The organism is Nitrosomonas sp. H1_AOB3 (assembly GCF_015709435.1).
Taxonomy (GTDB): Bacteria; Pseudomonadota; Gammaproteobacteria; order Burkholderiales; family Nitrosomonadaceae; genus Nitrosomonas; species Nitrosomonas europaea.
In genome coordinates this window covers 343,437-360,341 of the sequence record NZ_CP054389.1, presented here as the reverse complement: position 1 = coordinate 360,341, position 16,905 = coordinate 343,437, and the positions used below count along the sequence as shown (strand labels likewise).

The following is a 16,905-nucleotide window of genomic DNA, read 5'->3' as shown; positions in this document are numbered from 1 at the left end:
TACCAAACAGCCATGGCCCAATTTTTTTCCATACACCCGCAAACGCCTCATACAAGACTGATCCGCCAGGCAGTCGATATCGTACGCAAAGGCGGAGTCATCGCTTATCCAACCGATTCCTGCTACGCACTGGGTTGCCAGATCGGTAACAAAGAGGCGATGGATCGTATCCGTACCATCCGCAAAGTGGATCAGAATCACAATTTCACACTGGTATGCCGGGATCTGGCGGAGATTGCAACGTATGCGAAAGTGGATAATGCACAATACCGTCTGCTCAAGGCAGCCACTCCCGGCAGCTATACCTTCATTCTGGCAGCAACCCGCGAAGTCCCGCGCCGTCTGCAGCATCCCAAACGCCACACGATCGGGTTGCGTATTCCTGATCACCCTGTCGCACAGGCTCTACTGGCCGAACTGGACGAACCTTTGCTGAGTTCGACGCTCATTCTTCCCGGAGATGAACTGCCATTGAATGATGCTGGAGAAATCCGCCAGCGTCTGGAGCACCAGATCGAACTGGTCATGGATGCCGGTTCCTGCGGCACCGACATGACCACGGTCATCGACCTGACCGAAACCACCCCGAAAGTTGCCCGTTCTGGAAAAGGCGATCTGTCACCCTTTGGAATCATTAATGGATAATATCATTCAGGGCATCGCCATCTACGCGCTACCCGTCATTTTTGCCATTACCCTGCATGAAGCTGCACATGGATATGTTGCCAAATATTTTGGTGATCTGACTGCAGAAATGGCCGGACGTATCACCCTGAACCCGCTCAGGCACATCGATCCTGTTGGTACTATTCTGCTTCCTCTGATGATGTTTGTAACCAGTAAACTGTTGATGGGAAGTGGCCTGCTTTTCGGCTGGGCCAAGCCGGTACCGGTCAACTTCGGGCGGTTACGTCAGCCCAAAAAAGATATGTTGTGGGTGGCTGCTGCCGGGCCCGGTGCCAATCTGCTGATGGCTTTCTTCTGGGCTGCCATCATCAAACTGGGAATGAACATGCCTGACAGCATTTATCTCAAACCCATGGTCCTGATGGGAATTGCCGGCATCGAAATCAATGTGGTTCTGATGGTGCTGAACCTGCTGCCGCTGCCACCACTCGATGGCGGGCGTATTGCTGTCAGCCTGCTACCCAGCAGGCTGGCCTGGAAGTTTGCCCAAATCGAGCCCTATGGCTTTATCATTTTGCTGGTACTGTTCATCAGTGGGGTACTGAGCGTAGTGTTATGGCCTCTGATCATATTCACCAAGCAGATGATCGTCACGCTCTTCGGCCTCTATATATAAATCGAACTACCTTTACATTTCACCAACCGACCTTGTATTTTTTTGATTCTATGATATCCGGAGCTTTGTAGAATGTTCGTCGACCGTGTTCTCTCAGGCATGCGCCCCACTGGAAACCTGCATCTGGGGCACTATCACGGTGTTTTGAAAAACTGGCTGACCCTGCAACAGAAGTATGAATGCCTCTTTTTCGTTGCCGACTGGCATGCACTGACGACCCACTATGACTCCCCTGAGATCATCGGACAAAACAGCTGGGATATGGTGATCGACTGGCTGGCTGCGGGAGTGGACCCTGCCCGGGCAACTCTGTTCATTCAATCGAAAGTTCCGGCGCACGCTGAACTGTATCTGCTGCTGTCGATGATCACCCCGCTTGGCTGGCTGGAACGTGTTCCCACTTATAAGGATCAGCAGGAAAAACTTGCTGGAAAAGATCTCAGCACCTATGGCTTTCTTGGGTATCCGCTCCTGCAGAGTGCAGACATCCTGATCTACCGGGCCAATCTCGTTCCTGTAGGTGAGGATCAGGCTCCTCACCTGGAGTTTACGCGCGAAATTTCCCGGCGGTTCAATCATATCTTTGGCAAAGAACCGGATTTTGAGAACAAAGTAGCGCAAGCCATCAAAAAAATGGGCTCCAGGAAAGGAAAGCTTTACAGTGAGCTACGCAATCGCTACCAGGAACAAGGTGATGAAAGTGCGCTGATCGCAGCCAGATCACTACTGGAGGAACAACAAAACCTGAGTACTGATGACCACGAGCGGCTGTCCGGTCATCTGGAAGGAAAAAGCAAGATCATTCTGCCTGAACCACAGACGCTATTGACCCAGGCATCCAGAATGCCCGGTCTGGACGGTCAGAAAATGTCCAAATCGTATGGCAATACGATTGGTCTGCGGGAAGATGCCGACAGTATCACCAGAAAAGTGCGTACCATGCCGACCGACCCGGCACGCATCCGACGCAGTGACCCAGGCAATCCGGAAAAATGCCCGGTATGGCAGTTTCATCAACTTTATTCATCAGCAGAAACCCGCAACTGGGTACAACAAGGCTGCACATCAGCAGGAATCGGCTGTCTGGAATGTAAACAACCTGTCATTCAGGCGATACTAGACGAGCAGGCACCTATTCTGGAACGTGCCAGAATGTACGAGAAGGACCCCGCCCAGGTAAGAAAGATCATCGCTGACGGATGTGAAAAAGCCCACTGGCTGGCCGAGGAAACCATGCGAGATGTCAGAGCGGCACTGGGGTTGGGATATCTCTGATTTGACAACCTGCTTGAATATGGATACAGACAAAATACATTGGACAATCCCACGCTGATCGACCCGGTTGCAAAAGTGCAAGGTGTTCCGCTGCTGGAAGTCCCGCAGGATTTGTACATTCCTCCCGAAGCACTCCAGATTTTTCTGGAAACTTTCGAAGGCCCGCTTGATCTGCTGCTTTATCTGATCCGTAAGCATAATCTGGATATTCTGGACATTCCCATGGCCGAACTCACCCGGCAATATATCGCTTATGTCGAAACCATGCGCGCCGATCAGTTTGAACTGGCTGCTGAGTATCTGCTCATGACCGCACTACTGATCGACATCAAATCCCGCATGCTGTTACCCCGCCCGGTAACCGCCCGGGAAGATGACGCCGACCCCCGTGCAGAACTGGTACGGCGGCTTCTGGAATATGAACGGATCAAGCAGGCTGCCATCCATATACACAGCCTGCCGGTTGCCGGCAGGGACTTCATGCCAGCCTGTATCTGGGTGGATTTCGTTACCGAAAAACAGCTTCCCGGTATCAACCCGCAGGATTTATACGACACTTGGCTTGCCCTGCTGGAACGCCTCAGGCTCAATCGCAACCATACCATTCGTTACGAAACGATTTCTGTGCGAGTGTGTATGAGTGAAATCCTGAGAAACCTTCAATCCCGGGGAAACGTCCCGTTTACCGAACTGTTCAGCGATATCACCAACGTTCATAAACTCGTGGCCAGTTTCCTGGCCTTGCTGGAGCTGGCCCGCGAGGCGCTGGTCGATATCGTTCAGCCAGATCGCTTTGGAATGATCTATGTCCACGCAATCCATACTGACCAAGCCGACTGAAGCAACGGCCTTTCAGCCAGATCAGGTTGTCAGGATTCTTGAGACTGTACTGCTGACGACACCCGAACCCTTGTCCATCAGTGATCTCAAGAAATTATTCGAAGGGAATATCGACAAAAAAACATTGCATGAATCCCTGACCATCCTGAGTGAAAAATGGCATGACAGCGGAATAAATCTGGTCTCGGTCGCGGGAGGCTGGCGTTTTCAAAGCAAACCCGAAATGCAGGTTTTTCTGGATCGGCTCAATCCGCAAAGGCCACCGCGCTATTCACGCGCCGTGATGGAAACATTGGCCATCATTGCTTACCAGCAGCCCGTCACCCGGGGAGACATCGAAGAAATCCGGGGAGTAGCAGTTTCTACCCAAATCATCAAAACCCTGGAATCACGCGGCTGGATTGAAACCATCGGGCAGCGCGATATACCGGGCAAGCCCTATCTTTATGCAACCACCCGGCATTTTCTCGATGATCTGAATCTGCAATCGCTGGAACAGCTACCCTCTCTGGACAGTTTCAATTCGCTCGACCTGTCTGCTGACGAGGCTGAATCGGTCGATACGGATACGACCACCATTCAGGAATCCGGCGAACCCGCCTCACACGAACCGACACAACTTCTTTAATTTGGAGACGCTATGTATCAGCATATCAAAGTACCAACCACTGGCAGCAAAATTCGGGTAAAGGATGATTCTTCCCTGGTTGTGCCCGACAACCCGATCATTCCTTTTATCGAAGGCGATGGTATCGGTGTGGATATCACACCTGTCATGATCAGCGTTGTCGATGGTGCAGTAAAAAAAGCATACGGCGACTCCCGGAAAATTTCCTGGATGGAAATATATGCCGGTGAGAAATCTACCCGGGTCTATGGTCAGGATATCTGGCTGCCAGATGAGACTTTGCAGGCAGCCAAAGAATTCGTGGTATCCATCAAAGGGCCGCTGACCACACCGGTAAGTGGAGGTATCCGCTCGATCAACGTGGCATTGCGCCAGTTACTGGATCTGTATGTGTGCCTGCGCCCGGTACGCTATTTCCAAGGGGTACCCAGTCCGGTCAAACAACCGGAGAAAGTAGACATGGTCATATTTCGTGAAAACTCGGAAGATATCTATGCGGGAATCGAATGGGAAGCCGGAACGGAAGCTGTTGAAAAAGTGATCAATTTCCTGACGGCAGAAATGGGAATTACCAAAATCCGATTCCCTCGTTCCTCTGCGATCGGGATCAAACCGGTTTCAAAAGAAGGCAGTGAGCGTCTGATCAGAAAAGCCATCCAGTATGCAATCGACCATAAACGTCGCTCTGTCACACTGGTGCACAAAGGTAATATCATGAAGTTCACTGAAGGTGCCTTCAAGAAATGGGGTTATGAACTGGCAGCGAAGGAATTCGGTGCGGAGCTACTGGATGGCGGGCCATGGATGAAACTGCGGCATGACGGTAATGAAATCATCATCAAAGATGTCATCGCCGACGCCTTTCTCCAGCAAATCCTGCTGCGCCCGGATGAATATGATGTCATCGCCACCCTTAATTTGAACGGTGACTACATTTCCGATGCTCTGGCCGCACAGGTAGGCGGCATTGGAATCGCGCCCGGTGCAAATATGAGTGACAGCATCGCAATATTCGAAGCGACACACGGCACTGCACCCAAATATGCTGGTAAGGATCAGGTCAACCCGGGGTCGATCATTCTGTCAGCAGAAATGATGCTCAGACATATCGGCTGGCATGAAGCAGCCAATATTGTCATCAGCTCAATGGAAAAAACGATTCAGGATCGAATCATGACCTACGATCTGGCAAGACTTACGCCGAACGCCAAACAGGCCACTTCTTCAGAATTTGGGAATGCCATGGTAGCGAGGATGTAACCTCATCTGATTGAGGTTTCCGAAATTGTATCGATCCTCAGAAAACAAGCCCCGACCTGATATTTTATTAATATCAGATCGGAGAGGCTGATCCGACAGGATCAGCCTCTATACATCAGGTCAAGCAGACTGGATATTTGAAGCCTGTTTGCCTTTTGGTCCTTGCGTAACTTCAAAACTTACTTTCTGGCCTTCTTTCAGGGTCTTGAAACCTGTCATATTGATCGCGGAAAAGTGTGCGAACAAATCTTCGCTGCCGTCGTCCGGTGTAATAAAACCAAATCCTTTTGAATCATTGAACCACTTTACTGTACCTGTTGCCATTTCTACTTCCTATAAAAAACTGGGCCGGATACCCTGATACTATTTGAATTTCAAGACCGCAAACGGCTCTAACCAGTGCTGCAGAAAACTTGAAGCCAAACGCCGGTTGCAGTTTTACGCAAAATATGTCTCAAGTCAAGCGATGGATGTGATCTGTCAAATCCTTGCTGATGGAAAATACGGCAGCTAACTGTCCAACCAACTGCTCAATGTCCAACCAACTGCTCAAGAAAAACCAGGGCCTTGTCGTAATCGACCCTTATGGCTTCGGGAGATAAACCAGCCGTAAATGCCGAGTGAGCTGGATTAGCGGTTAGAATTAATGGAAGTAAGTACTAATAAATATTTTTCTTATAAAATAAGACATATGAAACATCGGAAAATGTAAGCCATGGCAGCAGATTACCGGAATCCTGAAAGTATCATCGAAAAGGGCAGAGCCAGGTTGAATCCGCCCCCTCTATACAAGGTGATACTGATCAATGATGATTTCACGCCTATGGATTTCGTGGTAAAGGTATTGCGCCATTTCTTTCTCATGAATGAAGAAATGGCAACCAAGGTCATGTTGAAAATTCATATCGAAGGTGCGGGAATCTGTGGAATCTACCCCAGTGACATCGCAGTGACAAAAGTACAGCAGGTCAATGATTTTTCAAGACAAAATCAGCATCCGCTCATGTGTGTGATGGAGAAGGAATAATATGATTGCGCAAGAACTGGAAGTAAGTTTGCATATGGCTTTCGTCGAATCACGGCAGAAACGCCACGAATTCATCACGGTTGAGCATCTGTTACTGGCATTACTGGATAATCCCAGTGCTGCGAAAGTGCTGGTCGCCTGTACAGTCGATATCGAAGATTTGCGCAAATCCCTGCAGGATCATATCGCCCGTCACACTCCGGTTGTCGAAGGTTCTGAAGATGTTGACACCCAGCCCACCCTGGGTTTTCAGCGAGTGATTCAGAGAGCCATTCTTCATGTCCAGTCTTCCGGCAAGAAAGAAGTAACCGGTGCCAATGTTCTGGTTGCGATTTTTGGTGAGAAAGATTCACATGCGGTTTATTTTCTGCAGCAAAGGGGGGTAACACGGCTGGATGTGGTGAATTATATTTCCCACAAGATAGGCAAGGCTGCGCAAAGCAGTGAATCCGAAAAAAATGAGGAAAATGCTGATGGTGAACAGCAGGATTCAGGCAGTACACTGGAAAATTACACTGTCAACCTGAACAGCCAGGCAATCGCCAACCGGATAGACCCCCTGATTGGACGTGAAAAGGAAGTCGAGCGCGTCATCCAGACACTATGCCGCCGTCGCAAAAACAACCCCCTGCTGGTGGGTGAGGCAGGGGTAGGGAAAACCGCCATTGCTGAAGGACTGGCCAGAAGGATTACTGAAAACCGAGTGCCGGATGTGCTTGCCAATCACCAGGTTTATGCCTTGGATATGGGTGCATTGCTGGCCGGAACAAAATACCGCGGTGATTTTGAACAGCGGCTGAAAGTCGTATTGAAACAGCTTACCGATAACCCCAAAGCCATTTTGTTCATCGATGAAATTCATACCCTGATCGGTGCCGGTGCCGCATCGGGTGGAACGCTGGATGCATCCAACCTGCTCAAACCCGCACTCAGCTCGGGCCGGTTGAAATGTATCGGTGCCACCACCTACAACGAATACCGCGGAGTTTTTGAGAAAGATCACGCTTTATCCCGGCGCTTTCAGAAAATCGATGTCTCCGAGCCTGATATCGGTGAAACCGTGGAAATTCTGCGCGGCTTGAAATCCCGTTACGAAAAACATCACAACGTCAAATACACCGAGGTTGCACTGACAGCCGCAGCTGAATTATCAGCGCGTTTCATCAACGACCGCCATTTGCCGGACAAAGCAATCGATGTCATCGATGAAGCTGGCGCAGCACAGCGCATACTGCCCAAATCCAGACAGCGCAAAATTATCGGCCGCCAGGAAATCGAACAGGTCATCGCCGGAATTGCGCGGATACCGCCACAAAACGTATCCAGCGACGACCGCAACAAACTCAAGACACTGGATCGCGACCTCAAAGCCATCGTTTTCGGGCAGGATGCAGCCATTGATGCGCTCACATCTGCCATCAAAATGGCGCGCAGCGGTCTGGGAAATGCCTGCAAACCTATCGGTTCCTTCCTGTTTTCCGGACCCACCGGCGTGGGAAAAACTGAAGTTGCGCGTCAGCTCGCCTATACACTGGGAATCCCGCTGCATCGCTTTGATATGTCCGAATACATGGAACGCCATGCCGTTTCAAGATTGATCGGTGCGCCACCAGGATATGTCGGATTCGATCAGGGTGGTCTGCTGACCGAGACCATCATCAAGCAACCGCACGCTGTACTGCTGTTCGATGAAATTGAAAAAGCACATCCCGATATTTTCAACGTCATGCTCCAGATCATGGATTATGGAACGTTGACGGACAACAGCGGACGCAAAGCCGATTTCCGTAACGTCATCATCATCATGACCACGAATGCGGGTGCCGATGTGCTCACCAGAACATCGATCGGGTTTACCGAACATACCAAATCCGGAGATGAAATGGTCGAAATAAAACGACTGTTCACCCCCGAATTCCGCAACCGTCTGGATGCAATCATCTCGTTCACGTCACTGACTGAAGATATCATATTGCGCGTCGTCGACAAGTTCCTGATCGAACTCGAAACACAGTTACAAGAAAAGAAAGTGGATGTCACATTTACCGATAATTTGCGTAAATACCTCGCTCGCCACGGATTTGATCCGCTGATGGGCGCCCGTCCCATGGCAAGACTTATTCAGGATATCATCCGCCGGGCACTCGCTGATGAACTGCTGTTCGGCCATCTGGCCAATGGCGGTAAAGTAACCGTGGATATTGACGAAGATGGCAAAGCCCGTCTCACATTCGAGGACAAGGAAAACATTGCGTCGCCCGCCATTTCCTGAAATATATAATCTATACCCATGTCAGATTTCCAGTGGCGATTCATTGATTTTGCCCTCCAGTATGACGTACTGCGCTTCGGCAATTTCAGAACCAAAGCAGGCCGGCCCTCGCCCTACTTCTTCAATGCCGGCCTGTTCAATGATGGCTTTGCACTGAAGCAACTTGGCCAGTTCTACGCACAGGCCATCCTTGCTTCCGGAATTCGTTTCGATGCTCTGTTCGGGCCGGCCTATAAAGGCATTCCGTTAGTCAGTACCATTGCCATCGCACTTGCCGAGGTCGGACATAATCATCCCTTCAGCTTCAATCGCAAGGAAATCAAAGATCATGGAGAAGGAGGCAACATCGTGGGTGCTCCACTGGCCGGACGTATCCTGATCGTTGACGATGTCGTATCAGCGGGTTTGTCTGTCGGGGAGTCCATCACACTCATTCACGCAGCCGGTGCCACCCCGTGCGGCATCATGGTCGCACTCGATCGCATGGAAAAGGGTAAAAGCGAATGCTCCACGCTGCAGGAAATTAAAAATAAATATGATATACCGGTCATCTCCCTGATCACGCTGGACGACATCGTCGCTTATTTGCACACCCGGCAAGACCTTGTCCACCATATCCCGGCGATAGAAACCTATCGTACCTTCTACGGCGCAAAGGTACCGGATACCGTTAACCGATAACCACACAGGCAGAAGTACCTCTGTCTGATGACAGACCCCTATCCACCACATTTTTGCAATCCGCACAGCTCCATTTTTCTTCACAAGCTGCGCCACCCGAAATTTCATCTTCACGAACGACACCGAGCCCCCCCGATTGCGAGGAAGCTGCAGCGGATCTTCAATCGCGAATCGCGAACAAGGTGTGACGGGTAACGGCTCGGTACCTTTGTCACCAACCGCTGCTGCCGGATTGCTTCATGCTGCTGGCTTTTCAGGTAATTCCGATTACAATATCCGTTTCTGAGAATGATCAGTCTACTTTTATGGAGAATCCCCAGTCATGATCAAAAACATCATTGGCCATCTGACTAAAAGGAATACTACTGCTCCGGCAGTCGCACGAACGGACAATACGCTGTTCATCCCGGCAAGACGCCGGTTTCTGTGCACCTGCGGATGCGGAATGTTCTACGTTACTGCTGCCGGAGCAGGACTGCTGGCCACGGCCACACGTGCAGAAGCCGCTGCGGGCGGTATCGCCATTCGTGTCGGTCATTTACCGGCAGGCTGTGTTTCTCATCTGTTACTGGCAAAAGTAAGAGGCATGTTTGGCAAGGCAGGGCTGAATGTCGTGCTGACACAATTCAACAGCCCTGCCGATTCCATGCAGGCACTGGTCTCCAACAATCTCGAACTGATCCATAGCCCGTGGACCATGACCGCAGCCGCTTACACTGCCGGCACCACCGATTTGCGCATCATCGGTGGCTCAGGCCAGGCCGGGATCGAGCTGGTCGCACGCAATGGCTCGGTCAAATCAGTAGAAGAATTCATCGATGCCGCCGGCAAAGGACTGCGTGTGGGAACCTTGCGGCTGGATACGCTGGAATTGGTCGGATACGGCACGATGTCGCAGCATGGCAAATCCTATGACGACTACCGCATGACCTTCTTCCCAAGTATGGTTGGAATGGGAGAAGCCATCGCCAACAAGGCGCTGGATGTCTGCACACTGGCACAGCCTTACGCCGAACATGTCGTCGCTGAACAGGGAGCGGTTTATCTGACGGATTCAAACTCGGTCTGGGGACCTGAAGCGGCAGATTGTGTTGTCAGTACCAAACTCCACACCATCGATCGGCAGCGTGACGTACTGAAAACTTACCTCAAGGTACTGCAGGAATCCGCCCGTGCCTTTAGCGAAGATTACGAGGCGGTACTGAATGATTTACAACCTATCTATGGCGTACCGCGGCCGATTTTAGCGGTTGCACTCAAACGCCAGTTCCCCAACCCGGTCATCAGCCAGGCGGGAATTGGCGGACTGCGCCAGGGCGCAAAATATCTGGCCGAACTGGGTTATCTCAAACCGAATGTCATCGACACTGTTCTGGATCTGAAATACCAGCCAGCCTGACACGATGCAGCCCCATTCCACAGACAGGCCCGACCGGCAGATCACACTGATCAGCCGATTCGTCCTTCTGATTCTCCGGTCAAACTTACTCTGGTTCTGCCTGGCCTGGCTGCTGATCATCCTGCTCTGGGAGCTGGGTTCTTATATGGAGTGGCTGAATCCGCAAATCCTGCCTCCTCCCAGCGAAACCATTCCCTATGCCTTCTCCGGCAATATCAGCATCGGTTTCGGTCAGCAGAGAACCGGGCTGTTCGAAGCCACTGCCATCACCCTTGCACGTGTCGGCATCGGTATGCTGGCCGGGCTTCTGGTCTCATCCTGTCTGGCCGTCATGGTCATCGAACTGCCTCTCCTGCGGCGGCTAGTTCTGCCGATTGTCCAGTCACTCGCCCCTATCGCTCCGGTTGCCTGGATTCCCTTCACCATCGCCGTTATCGGTATCGGCGGTCAGGCTGCGGTATTCATCGTATTCATGGCGGTACTCGGAACGATGTCCCTATCGCTGATCGCTGCGCTGGATGGTATTCCGGCTGAATACCTGAAAATTGCCCGCAACCTCGGTACTTCACGCATGAGAATGTGGTGGCACGTGCGACTGCCCGCCATTACCCCCGGTGCCATGACTGCCATTCGCATGTCCTTCTTCGGCGCATGGATGGCTGTTCTGGCGGGAGAAATGGCCGGTATCAACTCCGGCCTCGGTTACATGATCATCATGGCACAACAGATGTATAACATGAAACTGGTGATGATCGGTATTCTCGCCATCGGTTTCATCGGCTTTGCCATCGACCGCCTGTTACTGCTGGCAAACGCCAGACTGCTGCAATGGGTACAGTAAACTCCATGAATGATATAGCCACTCATTCAGTCGGCGCCCGGCTGGAATTCAGCAACATCCGTAAATCCTTCGGCAACACCGTTTCAGTCGAAGCAGACAGCCTGACCATAGAACCAGGCAGTCTGACTGTACTGCTCGGTCGTAGTGGATGCGGAAAAACCACTCTGCTCAACCTGGCTGCAGGGCTGGATTTACCGGATCAGGGCAGCATCAGCTACGACAATCAGATACTGCAGGGCCCGGCTCCCGCAACTGCGCTGATTTTTCAGACCCACAACCTGTTCCCGTGGATGACGGCAGAAGAAAACGTCGCCTTTCCCTTGCGCAATCAGGGAATGGCAAAAGCCGATGCTCAGGAACACGCACGACAGTATCTCAAACAGGTCGGACTGGAATCCTTTTCCGGCCACAAGCCTTCACAACTTTCCGGCGGCATGCGCCAGCGTATCGCCCTGGCGAGAACCATCGCTACAAAGCCGCGGCTGCTGCTGCTGGATGAACCCTTCTCCGCACTGGACATGCAAACCCGCCGGATGATGCAGCGTTACCTGCTGCGTGTCTGGAACGATTCTACTGCCACCATACTGATGATCACCCATGACCTGCACGAAGCACTCATGCTGGCAGACCGCATTGCCCTCATGGCCTCTTCTCCCCGGGGGCACATTGCCGAAATCATGGATATTGAACTCACTCGCCCCCGCAACCCGGAAGATCCGGCTTTCCGCGCTATCCAGCAGCAACTCGATCGATTCCTGGAACACGAAACCCTCTTGGCAGAACACGACCCCACCCTCGAATCAACTGATCAACAAAAATAACCGGCACAAAAACTGAATGCCATGCCACCGCGTGACTTGTAAAAACAGTGGTTTTTGTCCTGGTGCAAGTACTGAATCACACTGCCCACCACTCACTACACTTTGTTCGCAGCTCACGGCTGAAGGTCTGCTACGTGACTCACAAAAACGCTACGGTGTTACACTTGCCCGGTGGACCATGATCACTGTTACAAATTACTTGTTCCCACATCGGAGAAAATTAATAAGGGGACGGTTAAGGTGAGGAATGGTTACCGGTCAGGTGGCGGGTAAGGGGCTAGAGATATGGTTGGGGCACTTGCAATTCTGATGGTCGGATATTCGGCAGCGGAAGCCGGGGGGCTGCGTGATTTATTGGAGCAAGGGGGATTGTCAGCCAAAGTGGATTGTGTAGCGATGGCAGATATGCTGCCGGGGAGGTTGCAACAGCAGGAATGGGATCTGGTGCTGACAGATGACCGGCCGGATCTGAGCGCGGCACAGGTGCTGGGTTTACTGGCGAGGCTGGGGCTGGATGTGCCGGTAATTGCGCTGGTTTCCCGGCAGGATGAGCAGGCCGCGGCACATTTGATTGCTGCGGGGGTACAGGATGTACTGCTGAAGTCTGATCCGGTACAACTGATGGCGACAATCCGGGGATGTCAGCGGTATATCGGGCATTTACGGGACTTGCGTGAAGCGCAGTTGGCACTGGAAAGAAGTGAGGCTCGTTTCCGTGCCATTGCTTCCAATCTGCCTGGACTGGTGTTTCAGTTTGTACTGGAATCGGATGGCAGCGTTTTTTTTCCTTATGTCAGCGAGGGTTCCAGGTCATTGCTCGGGCTTTCTCCCGATTATCTGCAGAAAAAACCGAACTCATTTGCCAGGTTGATCGTGGCGACAGATGTCGCAAGTTACGATCAATCGTTGCAGGATTCGTGTGAACATCTCTCAGCATGGAACTGGGAAGGACGTATCCAGGCAAAAGGGGATATGGATGTCAAGTGGATCAGCCTGCGAGCTACGCCACGCCGAACACCACGTGGAGCGGTGCTGTGGGATGGGATTATGCTGAATATCACGCGCAATAAGCAGATCGAACTGGAAATCGCCCGTTCGCGCGCGCAACTGGAGGAGCTCTCGGCTTATTCACAAAAGGCGAAGGAGCAGGAACGGACACGAATTGCCCGCGAGATTCACGATGATATCGGCGGAACCTTGACAGCAATCAAGTGTGAGCTGGTACCTTGTCTGGATAATTCCAGTCGTACGCCCGAGTTTTATCGCAACAAGGCCGAGGCGGTAGAGTCGCTGGTCGATATGGTAATCGACAGCACACGCCGGATTGCGCTCGATCTGCGACCGGGAGTGCTCGATTGCGGAATTGTGGCTGCAGTGCAATGGCAGGCACGGGAGTTCAATCAGCGTACCGGCGTTTCCTGTACTGTAGCGTGTGATTATGAAGATATCTCGCTGGATGGTGATCTGGCCGTGGCGATTTTCCGGATTTTCCAGGAAGCACTGACCAATATCGCCAAGCACGCAAATGCATCGGAAGTACGGGTAAAACTGGCTGAAACAGGCAGTCAGGTCTATCTGGAAGTAACAGACAATGGCTGCGGCATTACGAGTCCGGACATGGAAAAGGTAAACTCGTTCGGTATACGCAGTATGCGCGAGCGCTGTCAGCAGCTTGGCGGGCAGTTTCATATCCAGGGCGGACCTTTGGCGGGAACCGAGGTGCTGATCCGGATTCCGGTCAATGGTCAGTCGACAGTCGGCCGGGAATCGAGGTTGAACTGAGGCGCATGGGAGTGAGGTTATGATAAAAGTGATGATCACTGATGATCATGCAATTGTGCGCCAGGGGCTCAAGCAGATTTTGAGTGAGACCGGTGATATCAGCGTGACCGGGGAGGCGGAAAATGGCATTCAGGCCATCAGGATCATACGTCAGCAGGCGTTTGATGTGATGCTGCTGGATATCTCACTGCCAGACCGGAACGGGATCGAAGTGCTCAAACAAGCCAGGAAGGAGTGTCCGGACTTGGCAGTGCTGATGTTGAGCATGCACAATGAAAACGAGTTTGCAATCCGGGCACTCAAAGCGGGTGCAGCCGGTTATCTGAATAAGCAAAGCGCACCGGCACAACTGGTCGTCGCGATCCGCCAGGTAGCATCCGGCCAGAAATACATTACACCCGCGCTGGCAATGGAACTGGCGAATGCGATTGCTACCGATACGGATCAGCCACTGCATACTTCCTTATCCGACCGGGAATACCAGACGTTATGTCTGATTGCCGCCGGCAAGGGATTGACCGAGATTTCAGAGGAAATGTGCCTGAGCCCGAAAACCGTCAGCGTCTATCGTGCCCGGCTGCTGGAAAAACTCAAGCTTACCAACAACAGTGAACTAATCCGCTACGCCATCATGCACCATCTGGTCGATTGACCGTTTTTCTGTATCCCGCAGTTGATTATTTTTTGAATGAAGCGGTTATTCCTTTGCCATCTGTATCAACCCGGAACCTTATCCTCACAAGCTACACAACCCAAAATCTATCTCCGCAATGCACCACACCTACTCTGGGCAATCGGGATTAGGATCTGATTTCATCTGGCAGGCAGCTATTTCCCGCGCATGAACATTTTGTCCAGTTCAGCCAGGCTGATTTCAAACCACGTCGGCCGACCGTGGTTGCACTGATCTGAACGTTCGGTTACTTCCATTTTGCGCAGCAGTTCATTCATTTCGATCAGCGTCAGTGGACGATTGGCACGAACGGCGCCATGGCAAGCCATGGTTGCCAGTAATTCGTTGCGGCGGGCAGCAAGTAGCTGGTCAGGATCTCCGTTTCTGATTTCATCCAGCAGGTCGCACACCAGCTTTTCCGCATCGGCACCCTGCAGAATGGCCGGTAGCGCACGCACGGCCAGTGTAGTGGCCGTCAATACGGTCACTTCGAAACCCAGTTGCTGCAACAGCGACTGATTCTCCTCGGCCGTGGCAATATCGAGGCTATCCGCGTGAAATGTCACCGGAATCAGCAACCGTTGTGCGGACAGCGTCTGCTCATCCATCTGCAACTTCAATTGTTCGTAGACGATGCGTTCATGTGCCGCGTGCATATCCACGATCACCAGCCCTTTCCGGTTCTGCGCCAGAATATAAACACCATGAAGCTGTCCCAGGGCAAAACCCAGCGGAGGCAGTGCCGGATGCTCATTGCTCTCCCCTGCTCCGGTTTGACGAAATGGGTTCTGCATGGCAGTGGAATCAGATTCGCTACCGGATAAAACCTGATAAAAATTGAAAGGCTGCGCAATCATTTCTGATGAAAACCCTGTTTGTCTGGGGTAGTTCAACATCGGCGCGTCAGGTATCCGCTTTTCAGCAGGCGGCACAATGTCATCTGCCATGAGCTGTGATGACGACTGCAATGATTCCGTACCGGAACGGGGTGAGGACAGTGCCTTGCTGACACCATGGTAAATAAACTGGTGTATTGCCCGCGCTTCACGAAAACGGATTTCGGTTTTGGTCGGGTGTACGTTGACATCCACCTGTTCAGGATCGATGTCCAGATACAGCACGAAAGCAGCGTGACGATCCAGGTGCAGCACATCACGGTAGGCTTCGCGCAAGGCATGGGTAATCAGCTTGTCGCGCACGAAACGCCCATTGACAAAGAAATACTGCATGTCACGTGCAGCGCGTGAATACGCTGGCAACGCCAGCATACCCTGCAGCCCGATACCGGCTGATCGTTCATCGATCCATGCCGCCGATCGGGTGAATTCCTCACCAAGCACTGCTTTTATGCGACCAGCAGCCTCTGCCGATTGCCAGTGGCCGCGCAGATTTCCGTTGTGCCGCAACGTGAAGGCAATACCGGCATGGGACAGCGCCATCCTGCGGATGATTTCCTCACAGTGGGCAAATTCCGTGGTTTCAGTTTTGAGAAATTTGCGCCGGGCGGGAAGATTGAAAAACAGATCCCGGACTTCAACTGTAGTACCCACCGCGTGTGATGAGGGTTCCGGTTGCATGACCCGTATGCCTTCGCTGCGTATCTGCCAGGCATGCTTGCCACCCGGCTGGTGGCTGATGAGCAATAAATTCGAAACCGATGCAATACTGGCCAGCCCTTCTCCCCGGAATCCCAGGCTGGTGATTCTGTACAAATCCTCCTGACTGGCAATTTTGCTGGTTGCATGGCGTGTCAGGGCAAGAGGCAGCTCTTCTCCTGATATACCTTCACCGTTATCGGTCACACGAATCAGTTTCAACCCACCCTGGGCGATGTTGACCGATATGTCAGTCGCACCCGCATCGATGGCGTTCTCCAGTAACTCTTTCAATACTGAAGCCGGACGTTCGATGACTTCTCCTGCGGCTATCTGGCTGATCAATCCATCGGGAAGTAATCTGATTGGTCTCATTTGGGAATCGGGAGCGGGGTAATGGAAACCTGCAAAGGACTCAGGAACCTCTGATCAAGTTCTCCATGAGCCGCATTGCAAGCAAAATCGTGATGATCGCAAGGAGCACAACGAAGGTCGTAGCTATTCTACG

The 16,905-nt window shown here is 52.0% G+C and carries 16 protein-coding genes; 14 read left to right on the top strand and 2 right to left on the bottom strand.

Annotated elements, in window-relative coordinates; translation table 11 throughout:
• Positions 1-12 precede the first annotated feature (12 nt).
• The 6 genes from HRU73_RS01750 (at position 13) to icd (ending at position 5,306) form a co-directional block, all read left to right on the top strand.
• Positions 13-645 (top strand): L-threonylcarbamoyladenylate synthase, encoded by a 633-nt coding sequence (locus HRU73_RS01750; protein WP_276677376.1) that lies wholly within the window; start codon positions 13-15, stop codon positions 643-645.
• Positions 638-1,303 (top strand): site-2 protease family protein, encoded by a 666-nt coding sequence (locus HRU73_RS01745; RefSeq protein WP_011112280.1) that lies wholly within the window; start codon positions 638-640, stop codon positions 1,301-1,303. Before HRU73_RS01750 ends, HRU73_RS01745 begins: the two co-directional genes overlap by 8 nt.
• A gap of 72 nt (positions 1,304-1,375) precedes the next feature.
• Complete coding sequence (locus HRU73_RS01740) at positions 1,376-2,578, top strand: tryptophan--tRNA ligase (RefSeq protein ID WP_287399199.1); 1,203 nt, start codon at positions 1,376-1,378, stop codon at positions 2,576-2,578.
• 39 nt (positions 2,579-2,617) lie between these two features.
• Positions 2,618-3,418: a segregation and condensation protein A gene (locus HRU73_RS01735; protein WP_287399198.1), complete on the top strand. Its 801-nt coding sequence runs from the start codon at positions 2,618-2,620 to the stop codon at positions 3,416-3,418.
• Positions 3,384-4,046: an SMC-Scp complex subunit ScpB gene (gene scpB, locus HRU73_RS01730; RefSeq protein ID WP_287399196.1), complete on the top strand. Its 663-nt coding sequence runs from the start codon at positions 3,384-3,386 to the stop codon at positions 4,044-4,046. The genes HRU73_RS01735 and scpB overlap by 35 nt, the downstream gene beginning before the upstream one ends.
• Positions 4,047-4,058: 12 nt before the next feature.
• Positions 4,059-5,306: an NADP-dependent isocitrate dehydrogenase gene (icd, locus tag HRU73_RS01725; RefSeq protein WP_276817732.1), complete on the top strand. Its 1,248-nt coding sequence runs from the start codon at positions 4,059-4,061 to the stop codon at positions 5,304-5,306.
• A gap of 120 nt (positions 5,307-5,426) precedes the next feature.
• Here the strand turns inward: icd and HRU73_RS01720 are convergent, their stop codons facing one another.
• Positions 5,427-5,630 (bottom strand): cold-shock protein, encoded by a 204-nt coding sequence (locus HRU73_RS01720; protein WP_011112285.1) that lies wholly within the window; start codon positions 5,628-5,630, stop codon positions 5,427-5,429.
• 391 nt (positions 5,631-6,021) lie between these two features.
• Between HRU73_RS01720 and clpS the strand changes: the two genes are divergently transcribed.
• From clpS to HRU73_RS01680, 8 genes are all read left to right on the top strand, one after another.
• The gene (gene clpS, locus HRU73_RS01715) at positions 6,022-6,333 is read left to right on the top strand and encodes an ATP-dependent Clp protease adapter ClpS (RefSeq protein ID WP_011112286.1); all 312 of its coding nucleotides are present in this window, start codon (positions 6,022-6,024) and stop codon (positions 6,331-6,333) included.
• 1 nt (position 6,334) lies between these two features.
• Entirely contained in the window at positions 6,335-8,605 is a 2,271-nt protein-coding gene (gene clpA, locus HRU73_RS01710; RefSeq protein ID WP_281871817.1) for an ATP-dependent Clp protease ATP-binding subunit ClpA, read from the top strand.
• Between the two features lie 18 nt (positions 8,606-8,623).
• A complete protein-coding gene (pyrE, locus tag HRU73_RS01705) occupies positions 8,624-9,286 on the top strand; it encodes an orotate phosphoribosyltransferase (RefSeq protein WP_287399190.1) in 663 nt (220 codons plus the stop codon).
• A gap of 322 nt (positions 9,287-9,608) precedes the next feature.
• Positions 9,609-10,685 (top strand): ABC transporter substrate-binding protein, encoded by a 1,077-nt coding sequence (locus HRU73_RS01700; protein WP_287399189.1) that lies wholly within the window; start codon positions 9,609-9,611, stop codon positions 10,683-10,685.
• A gap of 4 nt (positions 10,686-10,689) precedes the next feature.
• Positions 10,690-11,526, top strand: coding sequence for an ABC transporter permease (locus HRU73_RS01695; protein ID WP_287399187.1), 837 nt, complete (start codon positions 10,690-10,692; stop codon positions 11,524-11,526).
• A 5-nt stretch (positions 11,527-11,531) separates the two neighbouring features.
• Entirely contained in the window at positions 11,532-12,347 is an 816-nt protein-coding gene (locus HRU73_RS01690) for an ABC transporter ATP-binding protein (RefSeq protein ID WP_287399186.1), read from the top strand.
• 285 nt (positions 12,348-12,632) lie between these two features.
• The gene (locus HRU73_RS01685) at positions 12,633-14,129 is read left to right on the top strand and encodes a hybrid sensor histidine kinase/response regulator (RefSeq protein WP_287399185.1); all 1,497 of its coding nucleotides are present in this window, start codon (positions 12,633-12,635) and stop codon (positions 14,127-14,129) included.
• Positions 14,130-14,148: 19 nt separating this feature from the next.
• Positions 14,149-14,781 carry a response regulator gene (locus tag HRU73_RS01680; RefSeq protein WP_276677371.1) on the top strand — a complete coding sequence of 211 codons (633 nt, stop codon included), beginning with the start codon at positions 14,149-14,151 and terminating at the stop codon, positions 14,779-14,781.
• A 176-nt stretch (positions 14,782-14,957) separates the two neighbouring features.
• Here the strand turns inward: HRU73_RS01680 and mutL are convergent, their stop codons facing one another.
• Positions 14,958-16,772, bottom strand: coding sequence for a DNA mismatch repair endonuclease MutL (mutL, locus tag HRU73_RS01675; RefSeq protein WP_287399184.1), 1,815 nt, complete (start codon positions 16,770-16,772; stop codon positions 14,958-14,960).
• Between the last annotated feature and the right edge of the window lie 133 nt (positions 16,773-16,905).

Coding starts and splice junctions, on each gene's coding strand:
- HRU73_RS01680 (WP_276677371.1), top strand. CDS start 14,149: ATGATAAAAGTGATGATCACTGATGATCATGCAATTGTGCGCCAGGGG.
- HRU73_RS01700 (WP_287399189.1), top strand. CDS start 9,609: ATGATCAAAAACATCATTGGCCATCTGACTAAAAGGAATACTACTGCT.
- HRU73_RS01740 (WP_287399199.1), top strand. CDS start 1,376: ATGTTCGTCGACCGTGTTCTCTCAGGCATGCGCCCCACTGGAAACCTG.
- HRU73_RS01690 (WP_287399186.1), top strand. CDS start 11,532: ATGAATGATATAGCCACTCATTCAGTCGGCGCCCGGCTGGAATTCAGC.
- mutL (WP_287399184.1), bottom strand. CDS start 16,772: ATGAGACCAATCAGATTACTTCCCGATGGATTGATCAGCCAGATAGCC.
- HRU73_RS01695 (WP_287399187.1), top strand. CDS start 10,690: ATGCAGCCCCATTCCACAGACAGGCCCGACCGGCAGATCACACTGATC.
- HRU73_RS01720 (WP_011112285.1), bottom strand. CDS start 5,630: ATGGCAACAGGTACAGTAAAGTGGTTCAATGATTCAAAAGGATTTGGT.
- clpA (WP_281871817.1), top strand. CDS start 6,335: ATGATTGCGCAAGAACTGGAAGTAAGTTTGCATATGGCTTTCGTCGAA.
- HRU73_RS01685 (WP_287399185.1), top strand. CDS start 12,633: ATGGTTGGGGCACTTGCAATTCTGATGGTCGGATATTCGGCAGCGGAA.
- HRU73_RS01750 (WP_276677376.1), top strand. CDS start 13: ATGGCCCAATTTTTTTCCATACACCCGCAAACGCCTCATACAAGACTG.
- HRU73_RS01745 (WP_011112280.1), top strand. CDS start 638: ATGGATAATATCATTCAGGGCATCGCCATCTACGCGCTACCCGTCATT.
- clpS (WP_011112286.1), top strand. CDS start 6,022: ATGGCAGCAGATTACCGGAATCCTGAAAGTATCATCGAAAAGGGCAGA.
- pyrE (WP_287399190.1), top strand. CDS start 8,624: ATGTCAGATTTCCAGTGGCGATTCATTGATTTTGCCCTCCAGTATGAC.
- icd (WP_276817732.1), top strand. CDS start 4,059: ATGTATCAGCATATCAAAGTACCAACCACTGGCAGCAAAATTCGGGTA.
- scpB (WP_287399196.1), top strand. CDS start 3,384: ATGTCCACGCAATCCATACTGACCAAGCCGACTGAAGCAACGGCCTTT.